This window comes from Gluconobacter sp. P5B12, from assembly GCF_018812035.1.
Classification (GTDB): Bacteria; Pseudomonadota; Alphaproteobacteria; order Acetobacterales; family Acetobacteraceae; genus Gluconobacter.
Window position 1 is genome coordinate 132,505 of sequence record NZ_JACRVV010000006.1, and the last position, 21,068, is coordinate 153,572.

At 54.9% G+C, this 21,068-nt stretch carries 17 protein-coding genes; 3 read left to right on the forward strand and 14 right to left on the reverse strand.

Features of this window, described 5'->3' with window-relative positions:
* Positions 1 to 195 precede the first annotated feature (195 nt).
* A complete protein-coding gene (locus KP702_RS11520) occupies positions 196 to 1,194 on the forward strand; it encodes an LLM class flavin-dependent oxidoreductase (protein WP_202207919.1) in 999 nt (332 codons plus the stop codon).
* On the opposite strand, the gene KP702_RS11525 is transcribed toward KP702_RS11520, so the two are convergent.
* From KP702_RS11525 to KP702_RS11565, 9 genes are read right to left on the reverse strand one after another with little or no spacing between them, the layout of a single operon-like run.
* The gene (locus KP702_RS11525) at positions 1,195 to 2,406 is read right to left on the reverse strand and encodes a tetratricopeptide repeat protein (RefSeq protein WP_202207918.1); all 1,212 of its coding nucleotides are present in this window, start codon (positions 2,404 to 2,406) and stop codon (positions 1,195 to 1,197) included. It abuts the gene before it with no gap.
* Entirely contained in the window at positions 2,403 to 3,266 is an 864-nt protein-coding gene (locus tag KP702_RS11530; RefSeq protein ID WP_215768979.1) for an alpha/beta fold hydrolase, read from the reverse strand. The genes KP702_RS11525 and KP702_RS11530 overlap by 4 nt, the downstream gene beginning before the upstream one ends.
* The gene (locus KP702_RS11535) at positions 3,259 to 4,287 is read right to left on the reverse strand and encodes a P1 family peptidase (RefSeq protein ID WP_215768980.1); all 1,029 of its coding nucleotides are present in this window, start codon (positions 4,285 to 4,287) and stop codon (positions 3,259 to 3,261) included. Before KP702_RS11535 ends, KP702_RS11530 begins: the two co-directional genes overlap by 8 nt.
* Positions 4,288 to 4,300: 13 nt before the next feature.
* A complete protein-coding gene (locus tag KP702_RS11540; protein ID WP_215768981.1) occupies positions 4,301 to 5,077 on the reverse strand; it encodes an ATP-binding cassette domain-containing protein in 777 nt (258 codons plus the stop codon).
* Positions 5,074 to 5,907: an ABC transporter ATP-binding protein gene (locus KP702_RS11545; RefSeq protein WP_202207914.1), complete on the reverse strand. Its 834-nt coding sequence runs from the start codon at positions 5,905 to 5,907 to the stop codon at positions 5,074 to 5,076. The genes KP702_RS11540 and KP702_RS11545 overlap by 4 nt, the downstream gene beginning before the upstream one ends.
* Positions 5,904 to 6,737, reverse strand: coding sequence for an ABC transporter permease (locus KP702_RS11550; RefSeq protein WP_202207913.1), 834 nt, complete (start codon positions 6,735 to 6,737; stop codon positions 5,904 to 5,906). The genes KP702_RS11545 and KP702_RS11550 overlap by 4 nt, the downstream gene beginning before the upstream one ends.
* Entirely contained in the window at positions 6,734 to 7,684 is a 951-nt protein-coding gene (locus tag KP702_RS11555; RefSeq protein WP_237390004.1) for an ABC transporter permease, read from the reverse strand. The genes KP702_RS11550 and KP702_RS11555 overlap by 4 nt, the downstream gene beginning before the upstream one ends.
* Positions 7,681 to 9,159 carry an ABC transporter substrate-binding protein gene (locus tag KP702_RS11560; RefSeq protein WP_202207912.1) on the reverse strand — a complete coding sequence of 493 codons (1,479 nt, stop codon included), beginning with the start codon at positions 9,157 to 9,159 and terminating at the stop codon, positions 7,681 to 7,683. Before KP702_RS11560 ends, KP702_RS11555 begins: the two co-directional genes overlap by 4 nt.
* A complete protein-coding gene (locus KP702_RS11565) occupies positions 9,156 to 10,484 on the reverse strand; it encodes an LLM class flavin-dependent oxidoreductase (protein WP_202207911.1) in 1,329 nt (442 codons plus the stop codon). Before KP702_RS11565 ends, KP702_RS11560 begins: the two co-directional genes overlap by 4 nt.
* Before the next feature lie 154 nt (positions 10,485 to 10,638).
* Here KP702_RS11565 and KP702_RS11570 point away from each other — a divergent pair, with 154 nt between their 5' ends.
* Complete coding sequence (locus KP702_RS11570) at positions 10,639 to 12,990, forward strand: TonB-dependent receptor (RefSeq protein WP_202207910.1); 2,352 nt, start codon at positions 10,639 to 10,641, stop codon at positions 12,988 to 12,990.
* 41 nt (positions 12,991 to 13,031) lie between these two features.
* On the opposite strand, the gene KP702_RS11575 is transcribed toward KP702_RS11570, so the two are convergent.
* The 3 genes from KP702_RS11575 to KP702_RS11585 form a co-directional block, all read right to left on the reverse strand.
* Positions 13,032 to 15,722, reverse strand: coding sequence for a TonB-dependent receptor (locus tag KP702_RS11575; protein ID WP_202207909.1), 2,691 nt, complete (start codon positions 15,720 to 15,722; stop codon positions 13,032 to 13,034).
* Between the two features lie 100 nt (positions 15,723 to 15,822).
* The gene (locus KP702_RS11580; protein ID WP_202207908.1) at positions 15,823 to 16,761 is read right to left on the reverse strand and encodes a DUF4880 domain-containing protein; all 939 of its coding nucleotides are present in this window, start codon (positions 16,759 to 16,761) and stop codon (positions 15,823 to 15,825) included.
* Entirely contained in the window at positions 16,761 to 17,249 is a 489-nt protein-coding gene (locus KP702_RS11585; protein ID WP_252348684.1) for an RNA polymerase sigma factor, read from the reverse strand. Before KP702_RS11585 ends, KP702_RS11580 begins: the two co-directional genes overlap by 1 nt.
* 173 nt (positions 17,250 to 17,422) lie before the next feature.
* Between KP702_RS11585 and KP702_RS11590 the strand changes: the two genes are divergently transcribed.
* Positions 17,423 to 19,018, forward strand: a complete 1,596-nt coding sequence (locus KP702_RS11590; RefSeq protein ID WP_202207907.1) for an alkaline phosphatase — start codon at positions 17,423 to 17,425, stop codon at positions 19,016 to 19,018.
* A gap of 16 nt (positions 19,019 to 19,034) precedes the next feature.
* Here the strand turns inward: KP702_RS11590 and KP702_RS11595 are convergent, their stop codons facing one another.
* Entirely contained in the window at positions 19,035 to 20,252 is a 1,218-nt protein-coding gene (locus tag KP702_RS11595; protein WP_202207906.1) for a Bcr/CflA family efflux MFS transporter, read from the reverse strand.
* Positions 20,245 to 21,009 (reverse strand): DeoR/GlpR family DNA-binding transcription regulator, encoded by a 765-nt coding sequence (locus KP702_RS11600; RefSeq protein ID WP_202208016.1) that lies wholly within the window; start codon positions 21,007 to 21,009, stop codon positions 20,245 to 20,247. The genes KP702_RS11595 and KP702_RS11600 overlap by 8 nt, the downstream gene beginning before the upstream one ends.
* Positions 21,010 to 21,068 lie beyond the last annotated feature (59 nt).

Sequence of the window (21,068 nt, forward strand, 5' to 3'; positions counted from 1 at the left end):
CTGTGAATTTTTAAATTATTCCTGCATTTTTTGGTCCTGACCCGACAGTAATGAAGCGCCTGAATGACGGGAACTTGAACGCAACGCATCAGTGAAGTGCCGCGTCAGGAGTCTGTACGGTGACAATGGCTACGGCTTTGTCGGTTCGTGCTACGGTGCCGTACGTCTGAACGCATTGACCTCAAGGACCACACAATGATCCCGTTTTCTGTTCTTGATCTCTCAATCATCACACGGGGCGCAGGCCCTCGTGAGGCGTTCAGGAATACAATCGATTTTGCCAAGCTAGCGGAAAATCTGGGGTTTCATCGCTACTGGCTGGCTGAACACCATTCCATGCCGGGAATTGCGTCTGCGGCAACGGCTATTCTGATCGGTCAGGTGGCTGGGGCAACGACCCGTATTCGGGTGGGCTCTGGCGGAATCATGCTCCCAAATCACTCGCCCCTTGTTGTTGCAGAGCAATTTGGAACATTGGAGACGCTCTTTCCTGGCCGCATAGATCTGGGTCTGGGCCGGGCACCAGGTGCCGACCAAAGAACAGCCCGTGCTCTGAGGCGCGATCCGTCAGCGCCTGACAGGTTTCCGGAAGATGTGGTTGAGCTTCTGCATTACTTCGAGCCCATGGCGGCGGAAGATACGCATTTGATACGTGCCATTCCCGGAATGGGCCTGCGCGTTCCGGTCTGGATTTTGGGGTCGTCTCTGTTTTCGGCCGTTCTGGCCGCCCAGTTGGGGCTACCGTACGCCTTTGCATCTCACTTCGCGCCAGCGCAGATGGAAGAGGCCATTGCTCTCTATCGGTCACGGTTTGAGCCGTCCGAAAGATGCGCGCGGCCTCATGTGATGCTGACAGTCAATGTCATTGCAGCGGATGAGGAAGCAGATGGCAAGCGCCTGGCGACGTCACTATACCAGTATTTCATGGCCTTGCGTCGCGGACGGCCTATCGCGTTTCCGCCTCCTGTCAGCAATATCCTGTCGTTGTGGTCGGCAGAGGAGCAGGCGCTGCTTGAGCAGACACTGGCTTATACGTTTGCCGGGTCCAGAGAGAGTGTGACGGGACACCTGAAACGCTTTTTGGAACGCCACAAGCCTGACGAGCTGATGGTGGCTGTCCCGATTCATGATCAGGACAGCCGCAAGCGCTCGCTTGAAATTACAGCCAGGATCAAGGCAGACGTGGGGGCTTGATTAAGCCTGGGACATGCGCCGCTTCAGGTCCTGATGGATTTGAATGAAAAGGTCTCTCTGGGCGTGGCTGCCACCAATGTCCTGCAAGTGAGGAAGCGCAGCGTTGAAAGAGAGCAGGGCTGAAGCATTTTCATTGTGAAGATAGGCGTTCAGCCCACGGCCTAAAGGAATGCCTACCAGATCCCATGCTCGCTGGTCTGGCAGGTTTTGCCCGGAGAGGCCCTCGATACGTCGCAGCAGATGCTGCCCTTCCGGACGATGGGCGCGAAGTAGTCCGTAAAGATATTGCAGGGTCAGAAAGGGCTGACTGACATCGTCCTGCCGTGAAGCGAGCCAGTTCGCCAGGTCCGTCCATCGGTCCTCGACATCAGCTCCCGCCAGCTCCAGACGGACCAGAAGGGATACTGCGCCAACCTGATCCTGTGAGAAGCTGCGTTCTCTGGTCCAGCAATGCTGGTCATAAACTGAAACAGCGTCGCTTACCCGATTGCGTGCAAGGTAAAAGAGAGCCAGATGCCACCATAGGTGGGTGTCCATGAAGGAAGTGAGCGTTTTCCAGCCAGTAGACCGCTCTTCAAGAAACGCAGTACCTTCATCAATGCGTCCCTGCGTCAGGAAAACATGAGCAAGGGCATGTTGGGCCCACGGCTCCGATGGATCCATGGCAAGAGCTGTGCGGGCAGAACGCTCAGCGGCAGGCAAATCGTGGCACTGCTCATAGGCAAAAGCCAGCATACCGTGGAGGGCGGCAACGTCTCCGGCGGCATCTTCGCTGCGTAACGCAACGGCCAGCATGTCCTCAAAGCGACCCCGGATGAAATCGTGGTACTGCCGAAGTTTCAGCGTCACCAGATCGCGCGGCCACTGGGCGAGAATACAATCTGTCAGGCGAATAATAGCCTCTGGGTCCTCACCAATAGAGGCCTCCAGAACTGAAAACAGAAGCTTTTCACGCGGAAGGGCACTCGTAACGGATTGAGCTGCGCGTTCATGATATCGGCGCGCTTCTGAGGGGACATCACCTGTTTCAGACAGCATCCAGAGCAGCCCGGCATAGGTGTTCGCCAGGCAGTCTTCTGACTGGTCTGCAACTTCGAGAATTTTGACCAGACGCAGGTCATATCCAAGGTAACCAAGGATAAAATCATTGATGCCAGCGATCGTAGACGCTTGGTCAGCAGAAATATCGTTGTTCAGAACGTCCTGAGTCATGGCGCCTCTCCCGGAGAGGAGGAAAGTCGCTGAAGTTCTTTTTCAATGTACTGGTTTACGATAACAGGCTGTTCCAGCATGATTTGATGACCACAGGCTGGCAGGATATCCAAGGTGCTGTTGGGGAGAAAATCATGCACTTTCTTGACTTCCGTCAGGGGTACGATGCCATCGTTCTGACCTGCAAGAATATGCACGGGTTTGTCAAAACGGCGCAGGATTTCCGTATTGACCGGGGCCGCACCTGAACGGACAGCATTGATCATGAACAGGCTGTTGCGCTTCGTCGCCTGACGCTCGGTTTTGAGTATCTCTGGATCTACATCTGGAGCCCATGCGAGCTTTTCGAAGCGCGCCTGTAAAGCCGGTCTTGCAAACGAGGCAAGCCAGAAGGGCAGTCGGTCCATCCAGTTTCCAAACATCGGCCCCTTCAGGGACGGGACAAGAGATGCCGGACCCAACAGAATGAGGCCATCAACGGGTATGTCCTCTCCAGCCGCAAGTAATCCGGAAATCCATTCCAGCGTGATGCGGCACCCAAAGGAATGAGCGACGATGATGCGTTTGCGGGAGGGGAAAGCTTCCAGAACAGCGGCAAGGTCTTGTACCGAAAACTGACTGGAAAAAACCTGTTCATGCTTGGAGCGCGCACTCTCGCCATGTCCAAGCGCATCCCATGCGACGAGATTGACGGGCTCTTTGGAAAACCGGTCCCACTGCAGCCGCCACTGCTGACGGTTCCCGCCCAATCCGTGCACGAAAAAGAGCGTTGTGTCGCTTCCAGTCTGTTTTGAAGATATGGCAAGCCTGCGGCCTGGAACGCGGAAGAATGTTTCTGCTGGTGGAAGTGTCTCAGTCATGGCTGGTATTCCTCCCAAAATGTTCCTGCCACGTGGGGCGAGTGGGCGCGCCTGGCAAGGGCGATGCCTCATAAACGCCGCGCGCGATCGCTCGGGCTGTGACCTGCGTGGCCGTATGCAGAATTTCGGTCCACTCCTCAATGGAAGCGGGCGCAGGTGCAGCGCCTGTAGCGATGCCGAACACTGCGTCTCCGTCCTGCGGAAGATGCGCGGGGAAAACGCCACGTGCGACGCCATCCTGCGCCAGAATGGCCAGCCGTTTGGCTTGCGCTTTCGTCAGGGTGGCATCAGTTGCAATAACGCCGATTGTGGTTCCAGCGACGTAATTCGGCTTCATGCGGAGTTTGAGGTCATCTGCTGTCAGATGTGGCGGGTAACCGAGCCCTCCGAATTCCGCGTCCTGTTCGAAAGGCGCGCTCCAGAAGTGCGGTCCGTCTCCAACTGTGGCCGTCCCGACAGCATTGACGACCATAAGCGCTGCGACGGTGTGCCCGCTGGAGGTTATGGCGCTGGCTGATCCAAGTCCCCCTCTCACGGTCGCGGTGGTTGCGCCGGTTCCGGCACCTTCGGTCCCTAGTTTGAAGGGACCGTGACATGCTGTTTGTGCGGCCTGATAGCCCAGTTCCGCATAAGGCGAGTATCGCCCCCAGTCCTTATCCCCGCCGTTTACAAGGTCAAAAAGACTGGCCTGCACCACAATAGGCACGCGGACCTGGCCGTCCGGCGTAGGAAGAGCGTCAAACTCTTCTCTCAGCCAGGCCTGAACACCAGCGGTTGCATCCAGACCATACGTCGATCCACCGGAGAGCACGATGGCGTGAATGCCATCCACCAGCATTTCTGGCTCCAGAAGCGCATTTTCCCGAAGGGCAGGGGCTCCGCCAAGAAAGCTGCCTGAGGCGACAACTGGCCGGTCGAACATAAGCGCCGTCACGCCAGTTCTTTGCTGAACATTGCGCACATTTCCGACGCGAATACCGGGAATGTCCGTGATGAGATTATGGCGGATTCTGGAAGTCATGGCGGGTGTGATTTCAGAGGCTAGCGTTAATGAGGGCACGGGTTGTCGGGTGTTGAGGGTGCGTCAAAACGTCCGCTGTAGGCCCCGTTTCGACAATTCTCCCACCATCTAAAACAGCAATACGATGTGAAATGTGTCGGATTACAGCCAAGTCATGGCTAACAAAAATATATGACAACCCATGACGCTCTTGCAGATCCAGCAGAAGGTTCAGAACGATGGCTTGAGTGGAGACGTCCAGCGCCGAAACAGCCTCGTCTGCCACGATAACATCAGGCCGGGTTACAAGCGCACGGGCGATTGCGATACGCTGTCTCTGGCCACCCGAAAATTCCCTTGGATAGCGGCTGATGGCGTCTTCCGGCAGAGCCACGTCGGCCAGAACGTCAAGAACACGGCGATTCCTCTCTTCAGCATTCAAACCGGTCTGATAAAGAGGTTCTGCGACGATTTTTTCAACGGTTTTCCGAGGGTCCAGAGCTCCTTGGGGGTCCTGGAAAATCATCTGGATGTGTGGTCTGAAGCGGTGTCGGGCAGCGCCGGTGATGGACGTAATATCCTGTTCTTCAAAGAAGATCTGGCCACTTTTAGCACCGACTAAACCCGTTAGGATACGAGCCAACGTGGATTTTCCGCTCCCTGAGGACCCAATGAGCCCCAGTGTTTCGCCCTTATCTACGTGAAGCGAGACATCTTGTAGAATGCTCTTCAGTTTCTGGGGGCGAAACAGCGATGTTCCCCAGCCTGCGACATCGTACCGGATATTCATGGCTTCCAGAAGATGGCTCATGGCTCCACCCCAGACGCCAGTTTTTCTGGCACTGGAAGGCGTGTCAGCGGCGGATGGTTCACTCCGTGCAGGGACATGCTCAGTAAAGCACGCGTGTATGGGTGCTGAGGTGCTGAAAAAAGTGTTTCCGTCTTTGCGCTTTCCACGAGTGTCCCGTGTTGAAGAACCAGAACATGACGGGCTTTATGGCGGATCAGGCCCAGATCATGGGAAATCATTAGAATGGCCATCTGATTTTCAGAAGCGAGATCCTGGACCAGATCCATGACCTCGGCTTGGGTCTGGCTATCCAGTGCGGTTGTGAACTCGTCAGCAATCAGCAGTGCTGGTTTGCATGCGATTGCGATAGCCAAGAGCACACGCTGTCGCTGACCGCCTGACAGCGTGTGAGGGTAGTCGCTGGCTGAAACCCCTGCGCGATTGAGGCCAACACGATCCAGAAGCTGATGAACGGCCTCTTTGATTTCGCGACCTGTCATGGCGGTGTGCAGTCGGAACGTATCCCCGATTTGCTGACCAATCCGCCGGATTGGGTTAAGCGCGGTCATGGGCTCCTGAAAAACCATGGCAACCTTCTGACCGCGCAGGCTTCGAAACTGGTGCTCCGGAAGAGAAATGAGGTTCTGCTCTTCAAACAGAGCCTGACCTGACGTTTCAAAGCCATCGGGGAGCAATCCCATAAGCGTACGGGCAAGCGTGGATTTTCCCGAACCAGATTCTCCCGTGACAGCGACCGTTTCACCAGCGTTTATGGTGAAGGACAAAGGGTGCAAAATGGCTGCGGAGCCAGCACGAACTGACAAATTTTGAACGGAAAGAAGGCGGCTCATGACGGCTGTCCTTTCAGTCGATTGAAAGGGCGCTCCAGAAGGTCACGCAGGCCGTCGCCAAGCAGATTAAACCCGAGCACCAGAACCATCACGGTTACACCCGGAATTGCAACAAGCAGGGGATGGTCAAAAATATGGATTTGATAAGATGCGAGCGTTCGTCCCAGATCCGGCTGAGGGGGCGGTGCCCCAAGCCCTAGGTAGGATAGGCCGGCTTCTGAGAGAATGGCCAACGCCAGAGAGGTCGAGGCATGAACGATCAGGATAGGCGCGATGTTCGGAAGAACATGGCGAAGGATCGTATCGATTGAGTTAAGTCCTGCCATGCGGGCGGCTGCAATGTAATCGAGCACAAGAATGGAGTGTGCGGCCTGTCGGGTAATCCGGATCTGGGCTGGGATGCCGAAAAGTGCAATAGCAAGAATTTCGCCAGTGGCAGAGGCGCCTTGCGCTGTGACGAGCATGGCGGCAATCAGAATAGGGGGAAAAGCCAGCCCCAGATCTGCTGTGCTCATCACGGCTTTGCCGCGCAAACCGCCGTAAGCCGCAACGAGCCCCAAGGCTGTCCCAATGACTGTCGCAAGTGTCACCGCAATCACGGCGATTACCGTGCTGTTGAAAGCCCCTGTCAGGACATAACTCGCAATGTCACGTCCGAACGGGTCCGTTCCCAGTGGGTGAGAGAAAGAAATCGGAGCGTAACGATGCGCGATATCAATCAGAGGAGAGCGGCCACCCCGCCAGATCCATGTAAGTGTTGCTGGGACAAGGCACGCCAGAAGAAGGGCACTTCCAGCAATTAGGCTCCTGTTCGTGCGAAGCCAGGTCATGCACTTTCTCCTGCAAGACGCGGGTCCAACCAGCGAACAATGATGGAAAGTGCCAGATTGAGCAGCAGGACACCCGCGACAATCAGCATGACAAGGTTTTGTACGACCGGAATGTCACGCTGGTTCACGGCTTCCAGAAGAAGTTTTCCGCAGCCGGGAATATTGAACACGCTTTCGACAATAATTGCTCCGGTCACCAGAACGGGAAGCTGAATGCCGATCAGGGTTAGAACCGGAATCAATGCATTCGGGATGGCGACTTTCCAGAGAACGGCCGTGCGGCTGTAGCCTTGAGCGCGTGCTGTCCGGATAAAGTCCTGATTCAGAACATCGATGAGAGAGGAGCGCATGAAGCGTGCTGTGATGGCTGCCTGGGGGATGGCCAGTGCGACTGTGGGCAGGAAAAGAGCGCGCAGTCCGGTGAAAAATCCTGCGTTCCAGCCCGTAAATCCTCCTGCCGGAAACCAGTGGAGCGTCAGGGAAAACAGCAGCGTCATCATCATGGCCAGCCAGAAATCCGGAATGGATTTGAGGAACTGCAACGTCGCCATGACGGCAAGATCAAGACCTTTTCCACGATGAGTGGCTGCGATGGCTCCCGTGGGTAACCCAATGAGAAGAGCGAGGCCCGTAGCCAGCAGGATCAGAGGGAGGGTGCTCTGGAAGCGCTCAAGGATCAGTCCACGAACGGGGACATCATAGGTGTAACTCGTTCCAGCCTCTCCGTGCATCAGGCCAGAAATCCAGCGCAGATACCGTGTTGCGGGGGAAGCATCGAGGCCTAGCTGGTGATGGAGAGCCGCAATGCTGTCCGGGCTTGCATCCAGCCCAAGCATCACTGTGGCAGGATCTCCCGGAAGGAGGTTCAACAGAGCGAACACGATCACACTGGCGACTGCGAGAACCACCAGTCTTCCTGAAATGGCAGAGGCAAGATTGGTCATCATGGTTGCCACGTCACATCTGCCATAGGGCAGGCTGCGATTTGCTGGTCGATCCATAAGCCTGAGATATGCCGGTTCAGAACGGTGTCCCGAGGGCGGGAATACAGGAAGACGTTGGGCTCATCCTGTGCGAGGCGATCTTGCAGTGCGACAGAAAGTCGATGCCGATCCTCCGCATTGTCGCTGGCTTCATACTGTTCGAATAGCTCATGAAACTGCGGGTTCTTGTAATGAAAGTAGATATTGTCCCGATCGTAGATCCCGATGTCATGCGGCTCTGTATGGGCAATGACTGTCATGTCAAAAGAGCCTTGGCCAAAAACACGGCCCAGCCATGATGGCCATTCCAACGGCTGCAACGTGACGATCAGGCCAACCTGCTCCAGGTAAGCGGCAACGATTTCGCTCGTATCGCGAGCATAGGTGATGGGCGGGTAAGAGAGCGTCAGTTGTGTTCCCGGTTTGATGCCAGCCTCTTTGAGAAGCTCCCGTGCACGTTCCGGATTGTATGGGTACCGATCGGGGAGTGCAGTGTAGTCTGGATCATTGGGAGCCATATGAGATTGCAGGACTGTCCCGTCTCCATCGGCCCCAGCCTGAATGAGGGCTTTTCGATCGATAGCGTAGGCAAGAGCCTGACGTACGCGTAGGTCATTGAATGGCCTGCGCGCATTGTTCAGTGCCAGAATGGCTTTGAACGGGAAGGTCCCGCGCACGACCTTGATGTTAGGATTTCCTGCAAAACGGCCAAGAATTTCAGGGGCAGGGAATGAGGGATAAGCATCCAGTTCCCCCGCCAGAAGCGCATTGCTGGCAGCAAGCGGATCAGGCATGAACCGGAACGTCACCGTTTTCAGGGCTGGCGCTTTTCCCCAATATTCGGAATTACGAGACAGCGTGACGTGATCGCCTCTTTGCCAATCTTGGAAGAAGAACGGTCCTGTCCCTATGGGATGGCTGGCGTTCTTGTCTGCAGATGAGGGTGACAGGATGGAGGCATCATTCCACGCAAGCTCATAGGTGAAGCTGCCATGGGCTTTTCTGAGTGTGATATCTGCGTGGGTGGCATTAGGGCAGCTTACATCCGCTATGTTTGTAAAAAACGTACGGTCGGGGTTTGTACTGGAAGTCGCCCCTGCACGCAGCAGCGAGAACCGCACATTGTCACAGGTGAGGGGCGTTCCATCATGGAAATGGACGTTCTCTTGCAAAGTAAAATGATAAACGCGGCCTTCATCTGAGACAGTCCAATCCCGTGCAAGCAGGGGTTGGACGTGCCCGTCGCGGTCCAGCCAGGTCAGGCCCTCATAGACATTGTTGTATGTGATTGTGCCGATGGCCTCACTTGGACTGCGGGTCGGGTCCAGGCCAGGCGGCTCAATAGAGACGCCAATGCTCATTGTGTCGCGCGTCTGAGCCAGCGCAGACGTGCCCAGACTCAGGCCTGCCATGGTTAAAAGCGCAAAAGTTGACTTCATGGGGTCTCGCCGGGAGCCGGGCGCTTCAGGCCAAGATGCTCGCGCAGGGTGGAGCCTTCATAGGCTGTGCGAAACAGGCCGCGTCTCTGAAGTTCTGGCACCACATGATCCACAAACGTTTCAAGGCTCTGCGGCAGAATGGGAGGCATGACATTGAACCCGTCTGCCGCGCCCTCCACAAACCACTCTTCAAGCTGATCTGCAATCTCCTTTGGGCCACCATAAATGGACCAATGGCCGCGAGCGCCGCTGACTTCGAGGTAGAGGTCGCGCAGGGTCATGTTGCGCTTCTTGGCCATTTCTACGAGCAGTGTCTGCCGGCTACGGTTTCCGTTGAAGTCGGCAGGGGCCTCTGGAAGGGGGGCATCAAGGGGGAGGCCACGGAGATCTGTGCCTGTCATGCCGCCAAGCAGAAATAGCCCGACGTCAGGGTGGGTAAGTTCGTCAAGTTCAGCCCTCAGATCTTCCGCTTCCATCTGTGTGCGTCCTACAAGCGGATAGACGCCTGGCATGACTTTCAGGGATGCGGGGTCTCGCCCAATTTCCCTCATACGGCGGTGGAGATCGAGGCGGAACGCTTTTGCTTCCTGAATGTCCTGCTGTGCGGTGAAAACCATTTCTGCGGTTTCCGCAGCCAGTTGGCGCCCCGGTTCGGAAGAGCCCGCTTGCACGAGAACGGGTCTGCCCTGTGGCGAGCGGGGAATATCGATCTGACCCGCTGCAGAGAGAAACTCGCCCTTGAAGTCGAAAGGACGTCGGCCCTCTGGCGCAAAAAAGGCGCCGCTTTCTGTGTCCCTCAGGAAGGCGTCATCGCTCCAGCTATCCCAGAAATTTTCTACAATCTGTGCAAACTCTCGGGCCTGACGATAACGGTCCGCATGTGGGACATGGCTCGGACGTCCGTAGTGAATGGATTCCTTGACGTTAGCCGTTGTGACAAGGTTCCATCCGGCACGTCCGCCGCTGATCTGGTCAAGTGAGAGGAACTGCCGGGCGAGGTGATAGGGGACAGAGTATGTTGTGCTGACAGTGCCGATCAGGCCAATCTTATCTGTTGTGGCAGCAAGCGCGGCAAGAAGCGTTAAAGGTTCGAAAGATGCTGCATATGTCATTCTGCGGAAGCCATCGATTGTGGCTTCGTCGATGGAGCTTGTAAAATCTGCGATGAACACGGCATCAAATAATCCCCGTTCAGCTAGGCGTGCCTGTTCAAGCTGACGCTTGAAATTGCTTCCTGCATCAGGGGCAGATCCAGCATGACGCCAAGCCGCCGCATGATGGCCAGTAGGGAGAAGAAATGCGGCGAGTTTCATCTGGGAAGCCATGGATCTTGATCTCTTGTTTTCAACGCGTTCAGAAACACAAAAAAATTGTTGCATTCACAACATAACCTGTTGTGAATCGTTTTTCTATCCCTTAAACGCAATTAAATAGTTGTTTTAAAGAACGACGAAGAAACTTAGTTATTAGGCGGAACCGATGCACGACGTCCTCACTGCTCCGTACCGCAGGAATGCCCTCCTTGTTCGTGGGCGTATCGCACTGATTTCCAGCGTTGCATTCCTGCCGCTCTGGAATGTTGCTGCGGCTGCGGAAGAGAATGCTACGAAAAAGCCCACCCAGGCTGCGTCACGGAAGGGAAGCACTGTTCCTACGGCGGCTCATTCCCAGATTGCATCCAAAGTGCATGCGGCTGAACCTTCACGGGTGGAAAATGTTGTCGTGACGTCTGAACGTCGTGCAGACAGCCCGCAGAACATTGGTACATCAATCAGTGTGGTTTCCGCAAAAATGCTGGAGAACCGAAACATTAACAATGTGTTCGATCTCCAGTATGCCACGCCATCACTTCAGATCCAGCCTTCCTATGGAAGTGGACAGTTCACGTATACCATCCGTGGTGTCGGCTTTAACAACTACTCCAGTAACAATTCCCCAACAGTCGGTATCTATATCGATGAGGTGGCAAACCCGGTTCCGTTCGGCATCAATGGAATGATGTTTGACATGCAGCGCGTGGAAGTTCTGCGTGGGCCTCAGGGCACGCTTTATGGACGCAACACCACGGGCGGCGCCATCAATTATATTACGAATAAGCCCACCGACAAGCTGGCTGGGGGCGTAAGTGCTCAGTATGGCCGTTTCGATAGCGCCAAGATCGACGGTTATATTTCCGGCCCAATCAATGACAAGCTGAAATTCCGTCTCTCCGGCGAAACACAGCAGGGCGGGGCGTGGCAGTACAACCCTGAAGCGCAAGCGCATCTTGGCAACGTCAATCGTGGTGCCGCCCGCTTGTTGGTGGACTATGCACCGTCAGAGAGCTGGAAAATCGAATGGAATCTGCATGGCAGCCGTGACCGGTCTGACGGAACAGGGGTTTACGCCTGGCGCCCGATTACCAGCCTGAGTTCGACCAATCCAATGCCGGCATCTACCAGTCGCTACAACACGCGCTGGGGTACGTCAGCGCAGTTTGCCAAGGAAACCGGACTGACACCGGACCAGAAGCCTTACAGCCATATTGATACGGGCGGGAGCAGCTTGCGGGTTGAGAAGCACCTTCGTGATTTCACGATCACGAACCTGGCCAGCTATGACTACATGCAGCGGAATGAATACGACAATTTTGATGACTCATCGCTGTCACTCGCCGATGTAAAATTTAACACGCGCGCCAATGTGGTGGCAAATGAACTGCGGTTCTCATCCAATACGTCTGGGCGTCTTCACTGGATCGGTGGCATTTACTACGGGCACCAGTGGTTGAATGATCGCTACCAGTCTGGCTTTGAAGCGCTCTATAATACAGATGGCGATGTCCGTTATTCACAGACGGTCAATACCATCAGCGGATTTGGTCAGGTTACGTATGACCTGACGCCAAAACTGCAACTGGTCGGTGGAATTCGTGTCGAACACGAAAAGCGGACACTCGACAATGTGTATGCTCATTATCTGGTCGGGGGCGTCGTCACGAACCCGAACAACTCTCTGGCTCAGCAGTCTCAGTCCTATACGCTGCCATCTGCAAAGTTCAGCGTTCAGTATCATCCGTTCAGTCATGACATGACGTATTTCACCTTCAGCAAAGGTGTGAAATCCGGTGGCTTCACGGTGTACAATTCATCTGACGTCACGCAGATGACCAACCCATTCAAACCTGAGCAGCTTTATTCTTTTGAAGTAGGCAACAAGCTGATCCTGCCACGGTATAATCTGCGGGTGAATGCCGACTTTTTCTACTATGACTATTTTGACCGTCAGGTTCAGTCCATCGCGTACAGCCCGACCACGGGCTCTGCCATTGGCCTGTTCGTCAATGCGCCACGTTCCCACATGTTTGGTGGGGAATATGAAGTCGAGTGGTCTCCGGTCCCTGGGCTGCATGTGGCGCAGTCTGGCGCTTATGTTGAAGGCGCATACGATGAGTTCAGTGCGGTCACGAGTTCCAGACGAGTTAATGGTGTCTGGGTTGGCGTGAAGCAGGACGTCTCAGGACGTGGCATTGAAGTCCCGCATTTCACAGCCAATGGTTCTGTGGATTATACGTGGCGCGTCGGCAAATACGACCTCATTTCTGGTGTTGATTACAGCCTGCGCACGACGAGTACGGCCCTGAACTCTGCCAATACGATTCCGGGATATACCCTCTGGGGTGGATATATCTCTTTTGCCCCGCATAAGGGGCACTGGAAGATCGAGGGCATTGGTCGCAACATCACGGACAAGCATTATGACGTGACGCGCGGCTATTTTGTGGGTGGCGACAACATTGCAGTTGCTGGCCGACCAGCAACCTGGGAAGTTCGCGTTCGCGCAGACTTCTGAAAAAGCGAGGGATGGCGTTCTTGCCATCCCTCTGATTTTTTTCAGAACGATGCCGCCACCGTGCCGAAGAACATGCGTGGCGGTGTAGGATAACCCACATACGTTGAGCCATCTCCCGCGGTGATGGTGGACCAGGAGCGCGTATTCGTCAGGTTGCTGACGTTGAACTGGAGCTTGAGGCTCTGCATGTGCGGGATATGTTTGAACGTATAACCAGAGCTGAAACCAAGCTGGAACCTTGGTGGCACCATGACGGTATTCGTGATTGTACCTGGACGAACGCCCATATAGGTTCCGAAGAGCTGAGCGTTGAAGCCTGCCTGATTGTAATTGATGGCGAACTTGTCAGACCAGACAGGAATAGCCGGGACTTTCTCGCCTTTTGTCGCGTAAAGCGTGGTGCCGTCTATGAAATCGCTTCCGTAAATGCTGCTGACATAGGATACGGCATCATAGATCGAGAAGTGCTGCCCGAACCGTAGTGTGAATGACAGATCCATACCATTTGTCGAAACGCTACCAAGGTTGGCTACAGTGCCACCAACGCCGGAAATTCCCTGATTAGGCGGCTTGATCGAGCCAAGACGATTGAAGAAATCGACATGGTAATATTCAAGCTGACCACTGATGCCCGTGAGTGGGCCGAGAAACAGCGGCCGATTGGTTCGAATGCCGGCTTCATATGTCCAGGACGTCTCTGGTTTTCCTGTTTTCTTGAAGTCTTCAAATGCTTCCTGGCTGGTTACGGCCCAAGGTGACGTGCTGCCATATCCGGTCTGGGCAAACGAATTCATGTTTTCCTGAATGTTGGCAAAGAGCTGCTCATGTGGCGTAAAATTCCACAAGGCACCAAAAGCAGGAAGAAAGGGCTTGTAAGACGGGATCGTTCCGCCAGCCACTGTGTGGGTGCTGGTATCAACAATCGTTTTTGCGCCTTTAACAGATGATGCCAGAGACTGCGGCAAAGCAGCGACGGGCAACGTGCCGTTGGTATAAACCATCTCGGACTTGAAGCCTGCTGTCAGAGTTAGATGCGGCGTTACACGCCAGCTATCCTGCAGGTGCGTGACAAATGTGTTCGTGTAAAACGCATTCATCCACTGAGTAAAAAGAGGATTGGTCGCGCGCTTATAAGGCGTCAGCGTGTCCGTTGCGGTGAGCGGATACCAAAGACGCCCTTGTGTATTGTTGTTGCGTTCGTACCATCCGCCAACCTCAATATTATGGTGGCCCAGATGATAGTGCAGGGTGCTGGTTAGGCCTCCGCGATAGTCTTTATACTCGGTCGTACGAACGGCAAAACCCGTTCCGCCGGTTGCATTCCAGACCTTCGGGTCAATTCCGGCATTGCTATACGTGAACTGACCATTCTTGATATATTTGGATCCAGTCGGGTCCAGGTAACTCCCAAGGATTGTCAAAATAGCGTTGGTGCGAATGGACGTTGCGACCACACCTGCGCCATCGTCATAGTGAAAGTAAAGCTGGTTATCCCACGTTAGGTTTGGAGAAAATTTGTGCGAGATTTTCAGATAGGTGAGGTAATCGGTTCGCTGCGCTGCTGAGTAATAGTATTTATTATTGGGCGTTCCCGGGGCTGCGGATTTGGAGGTCATGGCAGGGTAGTTGGCCATGGCAGCGTTCAAATCAGGGAAAAACGCACCGCGAGCATAGAGGTCTGTAGGCGCCGTTAGTCCTTGTGTGTTGGGCTCTGCCTTGTCCTGCCAATCAAAATACGCCGTGATGGTGGTGTTTTCACCTTTATGAACAAACTTGCCATTTACCTGATAGCCACCCTGATTGTTTCCTGCACCAAGATTCCAGGGTCTAGCATCTTGCCGTGAGAAAGAGACGTAGGCCGCGTTTCCGTTCCCAAAATTATCGGTGTCTAGGCGGGCATAGGTGCGAAACGTGGAATAGCTGCCGAAAGTCTGCCGGATTGTTGCGCCGGCTTTTGCTTTCGGGTCCCGCGTATTGAACTCAATCGTTCCGCCTAGGTTACTGGTGGACGCTGTTCCGAGTGCGCCGGCTCCAGAGGACAGGGACGTTTGGCCGATATTTTCGCTGATGGCGGCTCGTTGCGGAGAGAGGCCATTATAATTGCCATAAGCGCCTGCACCGAGCGGCACGCCATCAAGGGTGTAGCCAAGCTGACTGTTGGAGAAACCGTGAACGTAAATGCTTGAGTTCTGTTCGTTGTTGCCCCACGGATCAACATTGGTGAACGTCACGCCCGGTAGAAGATCCAGCGCCTGCATCGGGTTCTGACCCGGCATCATTTCCTGCATCTGGTCGCCGCTGATGCTCAACACAGACCGCGTCCGATGGCCAGTTGCAACAATCTGCTCAATGTCGCGCTCATCCCGGGTCCGCGATGCGCGTAGGTGCTTTGGGAGGCGTTTTGTAGCGGCACCACGTCGAATGACCATTCCGCCGCCTGGAGCAACCTCGGCAACCAGACCGCTCCCATTGAGCAACCGTGCGACGGCTGCGTCAGCTGACAGGGCACCATTAACGGACGGAGCCTCAAGGTGGTCCACCAGTTCAGGGGAGAAAATGACGCTCTGTCCGGTCTGTTGGCTCAGGGATTCCAGTGCCTGTGCCATTGGCTGACGGTTAATGTGAATATTCGCTGTGGCTGACGGTGTAGCCAGAGCAGAATGGGTCAAAATGGTCGTCCCTACAGTCAGAAGCAGAACTGCGCGAAGGGGGCACCGGACGTTGACGGCCATGTATTCTCTATCCTGTTGGTGATCGCAGAAGGCGGTCTCAACAGGAAGACAAACGAAAACTGAAAAACCTCAGCATTGTTCAACGGTTTTCATGAAACCGTCATAAAGCACGAAAGATGAAAACGTTTCCTTGTTCCTGGAGCGTCAAGGGAAGAAGGCGCGGAAGCATCCGCAAAAACATCTCGCCCTGCGACACAAAATAAACCCCGCTTAACCGCATATTTGAAACAGTTGGCGACGCCAGGATGATCTGACGTTGGCTATACCGTCGGATTTCTGAAACAGCCTCCTGCAGAGGCGTATTGCGGAAAATCAGACGTCCGGTCTGCCAGGAAAGAAGCGCTTCGATATTGGGATAATCGATGCTTACCGCACCATTCTGGGCAATGCGAAAGCGCTGCCCCGTCCGGATCCAGATATCACGCGCGGCAGTTGTTCCGCTTCGGAGCAATATCCTGCCCCGAAGCGCCGTGATGTCTGTGCAGTTCTGTTCCATGCGGACATTAGCTGAGGTCTGTCGTGAGAGCCGAACTGTGACGTTTCGAACTGAGAGGTAGAAATCTGATGGGCTTTCAGGTGAAAGCAGCACTTGTCCATGCTCCAGTCTCGCGCGTTGCCCATCTTCAGACAGCGTCATCCGGCTTCCTGAATCCAGGAGGCATGTGCCGTAATCAGGCAATGCAATGCGAAGAGTATGCCCAGTCGATGCCTGCAGAACACGGGATGCCCGCGCAGTCTTGTTCATCGGCACAAGTGCGATGAGCGCAGCTGAGGCAAGGGCCAGTGCACTTCTACGCCCTAACGAAAAACCATGCGTATCTGAGCGTTTTGCGGGTGTTGCAGGAATGCTTTGTGTTGGAACGCCGCCGCCAAGCTCCCAGTAATCCGTCAGGAGTTCAAAAGTATTGGCGTTACAGGTGTCCTCACGCATCCACTGTAAAAAGCGGGCACGATCCGTGTCGTTACAATCGTCAGCGTGCAGGCGCGCAATCCAGAGAGCGGCCTGTTCCCGAACTGCGAACTGCTTTTCGGAAGGCATTAATGGTCCATCCAGGAAGCAAGGAAGACAAGGGCTTTTGCAATATGCTTTTCCACGCTGCTTTCGCTCATTCCCAGCGTTAAAGCAATCTCCCGATACTTCATTTTTTCAACACGATTGAGAAGAAAGGCCTGCCTTGTCTTTTCGGGAAGCTGTCTGCAACCCTCGTGGAAGCGATCCATTCTTTGGCCTGACGCATAAACGTCTTCCTGGGATGGCCCAGGATCTTCTATTTCTAATGTAATATCCCGATCATCGCTGAAAGATTGCAGGCGCGATGAGGCTTTTTTCAAATCATTGAGATGCAGGTTGAGCGCACTTCTGGTGATGTATGCCTCCGGATGCGTCACGTCGTCTTTGGCGCGTTCATAATAATTCGCCAGCGCCGTCTGCAGATGATCTTCAGCATCATCGCGATGTGTCAGGCTTTTGATGCGGCGGCAAAGGTGCAGCCATTCCTGCTGACAGGGAAACCAGTTTTCCGCCAAAGCTTCTATCATCCTGTTTTAAAGATGGACTGCCTGAAGCGCTCCATTACGGATTTTGGCGGGGTGGGTCTGTGACAGTTTCATGAAAAGAGGCTGAAGGGCATGGGCAAACGCTCTCATTCGCTGTCTTGGAAAGAGTGCGACCGCTCGATTTCAGCGAAAGATTTTCCATCATGCTTTTAAACCGCCGACGGGTACTGACAGGTCTGGGAGCCGGGCTCCTGTTTTCCTATCGCCTGAAGCAGTTGTCTGCTGCCGCCCCGAATAATCTGGACAAGACTCCTGAGTTTGATGCATCGCCCTTTCAGTTGGGTGTCGCGTCTGGAGATCCGGCACCAGACGGTTTCGTAATATGGACACGCCTTGCGCCACACCCGCTGGAAGAGGCGGGAGGAATGAAGCGCCTGAAGCCCGTTCTGGTGGACTGGGAAATCAGCGAGGATGAGCGTTTCTCAACGCGCCTGCGGTCGGGGCAGACCATTGCTCACCCAGAACTCGCTCATTCCGTTCATGTTGAAGTTTATGGGCTCCAACCCGATCGGCCTTACTGGTATCGTTTCCATATTGCCGGACATGAGAGCCCGATAGGTCGTGCCCGTACTTTGCCGTTGCCCGGTGCAAGCGTGCAGCGTGTAAGGTTCGCCGCGGCAGGGTGTCAGCACTACGAATTTGGATATTACAGTGGCTGGCGAGCTATCGCGAATGAGAACGTCGATTTTGTTTTCCATTACGGTGACTATATTTACGAAGGCCCCGATATTGGGGCAGGCGTACACACGGTTTATGGAAAGCCATTTACGGCAATCCGTCGGCACATCGGGCCGGAAATCTATTCCCTCGACGAATATCGCCGCCGTTACGCGCAGTACAAAATTGACCCGGATCTACAGGCTGCTCATGCCGCTGCGCCATGGCTGGTAAGCTTTGATGATCATGAAGTTGATAATAACTGGGCAGGGGATACCGATCAGGACGGAACTCCGGCGGATATTTTCCGTCTGCGTCGGGCATCCGCCATGCAGGCCTATTACGAACATATGCCTCTTCGTATCAGCTCTCTTCCAGATGGCAGTCACATGCAGATGTACCGAAGCTTCTGCTTTGGTGATCTGATGAATACGTTCGTGCTGGATACCCGTCAGTACCGGAGCGATCAGGCTTATGGTGATAAAGACGTTCCGCAGGGACCGGATGTCTGGTCACCCGAACGCACAATGATGGGACAACAGCAGGAGGCCTGGCTTTTCAACGGGCTGGGACAATCTGACACGCGGTGGAACCTGCTGGCGCACCAGGTGATGGTTATGGATCTTGCTCACCGCAAGTCAGCCCATTCGGAACTGCTTTACAGCATGGATCAGTGGTCCGGTTATATGCATAGCCGTAACAGACTGCTTCAGTTCATCGGAGAGCACTGCCCCGGAAACGTGGTCAACGTGACGGGCGACGCACATCGGCATTATGCGGGCAATCTTGTGATTGATCCCGCCAAGCAGAAGCCAGTGTCGGTGGAATTTCTGGCGACGTCCATTTCGTCAGGCGGTGATGGCGTTGGAGATAATGACGCCCATAGCCAGTCGGTTCGGCGTGAAAACCCACATCTTAAGGCGACGACAGACAAGCGTGGCTATGTGTTGTGCGATGTTGGCCGGGATGTCTGGCGAGCAGATCTTAAAACTTTGGATCAGGTGAGCAATCACGATGGACAGCTCTCAACCTACGCCAGTTTTGCAGTTGAGCATGGCAACTCAGGCCTTCAAAAGGCCTGAGCGGATATGTCGGCCATCAGGGCGTTTCGTCCTGATGGTTTGAGGTCATGCGAAAGCAGGTCAGCAAGCCTGCGAGAGAGGTAAAGAACAGAACCAGTCCCATCGGTAAGGCACTGGTTTTGCTCAGTCCGACGAGAGGAGCAGCAACGCCGCCAACCAGGAGGTTGAGAGAGCCGAGGATGGCACTCGCACTTCCTGCACGGTGGCCCTGCTTGGCAATGGCGAGAACAAATGTAGCCGTCAGAATCATGCCGATGCACGTCATGTAAAGGAAGATGGCTGCTACCAACAGGAAGAGCGGTCCTTTCAGTGTCGCGATAAGCGTGATCAGTGCGGCCGCGGTTGTGATGCAGATCACGGATGCTCGAAGCAGTGTATTGGTGCGCGCCATGCTGCCTGCACGGCCAATCAGCCAGCTCCCCCCGACGAGTGCCAGACCATTGATTCCAAACAGAAGACTGAATGTCTGGGGCGAGACGCCGTAGATGTCCTGATAGACGAAGGGCGTGCCGGCCACATAGGCAAAGCTGCCGCCATGGATCAGTCCCACAGTCAACGCATGCCCAATGAATTCCCGGTCCGTCAGCAGACTATGGAATGTCTCTAGCGTCGAGCGTGCTGAATTGGGGAGGCGGCGGTGTAATTCAAGCGTTTCATTCAGACGGCCGCCAACCAGACCTAGCGCCACGACGCCAAAGCCTGTCAGGAACCAGAACATGGTGCGCCATGTTGCTGATGGCAGGGCCAGAATGGCTCCACCCATCATTGGTGCCACCATAGGGGCGACAGCATTGATGATCATGAGTCGGGAAAAGAAGCGGGCAAGTTCCGGTCCATTAAACACGTCTCGCACCACCGCCCGGGACAGAACCAGTCCGGCTGATGCTGTGAGGCCCTGAAGAAAGCGGGCAACGATGAACGCTGTGATGCTGGATGAAATGGCGCAGAACAGGGATGAAAGCGCAAAAAGCGCCATCGCTGCCAGCAACGGCCCTTTCCGGCCGCGTGAGTCGCTGAACGGTCCTACCATGAGTTGTCCCAGAGCCAGCCCGATCAGGGTGCTGGTCAGGCTGAACTGAACTGCGGTCTCTCCAGCGTGAAAATCATGCCCGATACTGGGGAAACCCGGCAGGTACATGTCGATGTTAAGCGGACCGAGACAGGTCAGCAGCCCGAGGATGAGGATAAGATCCCGTTGGGCGGGACGTGATGTCTCGGTAGTGGGATCAGTCATGGACTGGAACCTTGATAATAGTGACGCCAGAGGCAGTCATGCGGGTGAGTTCGTCTGTTGGGGCATCATCGGTAACGATCAGGGTCTGGACAGTTTCAAGAGGGGCAACGGGGAAGCGCCCCCCGGACCCGATCTTGCTTGCTTCGGCCATGATCACCACGCTTTCGCTCCGGCTCAGAACCTCACGTTTGAAGGCGGCTTCTTCATGATCCCAGACACTTGGTCCTTCGGCGGAAATGGCCCAGACGCCCAAAGAGCAGAGATCAAAACGGTAATGCTGAAGGGACTGGACGGCGACTGACCCTGTCACGCCACCCGTTGTTCCTTCCAGACGCCCGCCAATCATAATGGTTTCAATCTGGTCTGCGTCGCTCAAAGCAACAGCAACGGCGGGACTGGATGTAACCACAGTCAAAGGCGTATCGCGGGGAAGCGATCCAGCCAGCGCAATATTGGTTGAGCCCGTGTCGATGAAGACAACCTGCCGCGGCTTGAAAAGCGTTGCGGCCTGACGTGCGAGGGCGTTCTTCAGTGGAACCTTTTCGCCCATTCTCGCCCGGATATGAGACGCATTGGGCTGTAGCCGCAGTGCACCGCCATAAACGCGATGACATTCTCCTGCTTCAGAGAGCTCACGCAAATCGCGCCGGATCATATCGACCGGGACGGTCCATTCCGTGGCCAGATCAGCCGCGACAACACGGCCGTGGCTTCGCAGACGGGCCCGAATGTGGCTGAGACGTTCGTCCTTGAGAATGGGACTTTCTCCGAAACGGGTTAAAACACGCGCAAACCGTCATAAACGCGCATAACCTG

Bases quoted from the DNA above. Each gene is read 5' to 3' on its own strand.
- KP702_RS11580 (WP_202207908.1), bottom strand. From the start codon at position 16,761: ATGCCTTCCGAAAAGCAGTTCGCAGTTCGGGAACAGGCCGCTCTCTGG.
- KP702_RS11595 (WP_202207906.1), bottom strand. From the start codon at position 20,252: ATGACTGATCCCACTACCGAGACATCACGTCCCGCCCAACGGGATCTT.
- KP702_RS11525 (WP_202207918.1), bottom strand. From the start codon at position 2,406: ATGACTCAGGACGTTCTGAACAACGATATTTCTGCTGACCAAGCGTCT.
- KP702_RS11560 (WP_202207912.1), bottom strand. From the start codon at position 9,159: ATGAAGTCAACTTTTGCGCTTTTAACCATGGCAGGCCTGAGTCTGGGC.
- KP702_RS11530 (WP_215768979.1), bottom strand. From the start codon at position 3,266: ATGACTGAGACACTTCCACCAGCAGAAACATTCTTCCGCGTTCCAGGC.
- KP702_RS11590 (WP_202207907.1), top strand. From the start codon at position 17,423: ATGCTTTTAAACCGCCGACGGGTACTGACAGGTCTGGGAGCCGGGCTC.
- KP702_RS11540 (WP_215768981.1), bottom strand. From the start codon at position 5,077: ATGAGCCATCTTCTGGAAGCCATGAATATCCGGTACGATGTCGCAGGC.
- KP702_RS11565 (WP_202207911.1), bottom strand. From the start codon at position 10,484: ATGGCTTCCCAGATGAAACTCGCCGCATTTCTTCTCCCTACTGGCCAT.
- KP702_RS11550 (WP_202207913.1), bottom strand. From the start codon at position 6,737: ATGACCTGGCTTCGCACGAACAGGAGCCTAATTGCTGGAAGTGCCCTT.
- KP702_RS11570 (WP_202207910.1), top strand. From the start codon at position 10,639: ATGCACGACGTCCTCACTGCTCCGTACCGCAGGAATGCCCTCCTTGTT.
- KP702_RS11520 (WP_202207919.1), top strand. From the start codon at position 196: ATGATCCCGTTTTCTGTTCTTGATCTCTCAATCATCACACGGGGCGCA.
- KP702_RS11575 (WP_202207909.1), bottom strand. From the start codon at position 15,722: ATGGCCGTCAACGTCCGGTGCCCCCTTCGCGCAGTTCTGCTTCTGACT.
- KP702_RS11535 (WP_215768980.1), bottom strand. From the start codon at position 4,287: ATGACTTCCAGAATCCGCCATAATCTCATCACGGACATTCCCGGTATT.
- KP702_RS11555 (WP_237390004.1), bottom strand. From the start codon at position 7,684: ATGATGACCAATCTTGCCTCTGCCATTTCAGGAAGACTGGTGGTTCTC.
- KP702_RS11545 (WP_202207914.1), bottom strand. From the start codon at position 5,907: ATGAGCCGCCTTCTTTCCGTTCAAAATTTGTCAGTTCGTGCTGGCTCC.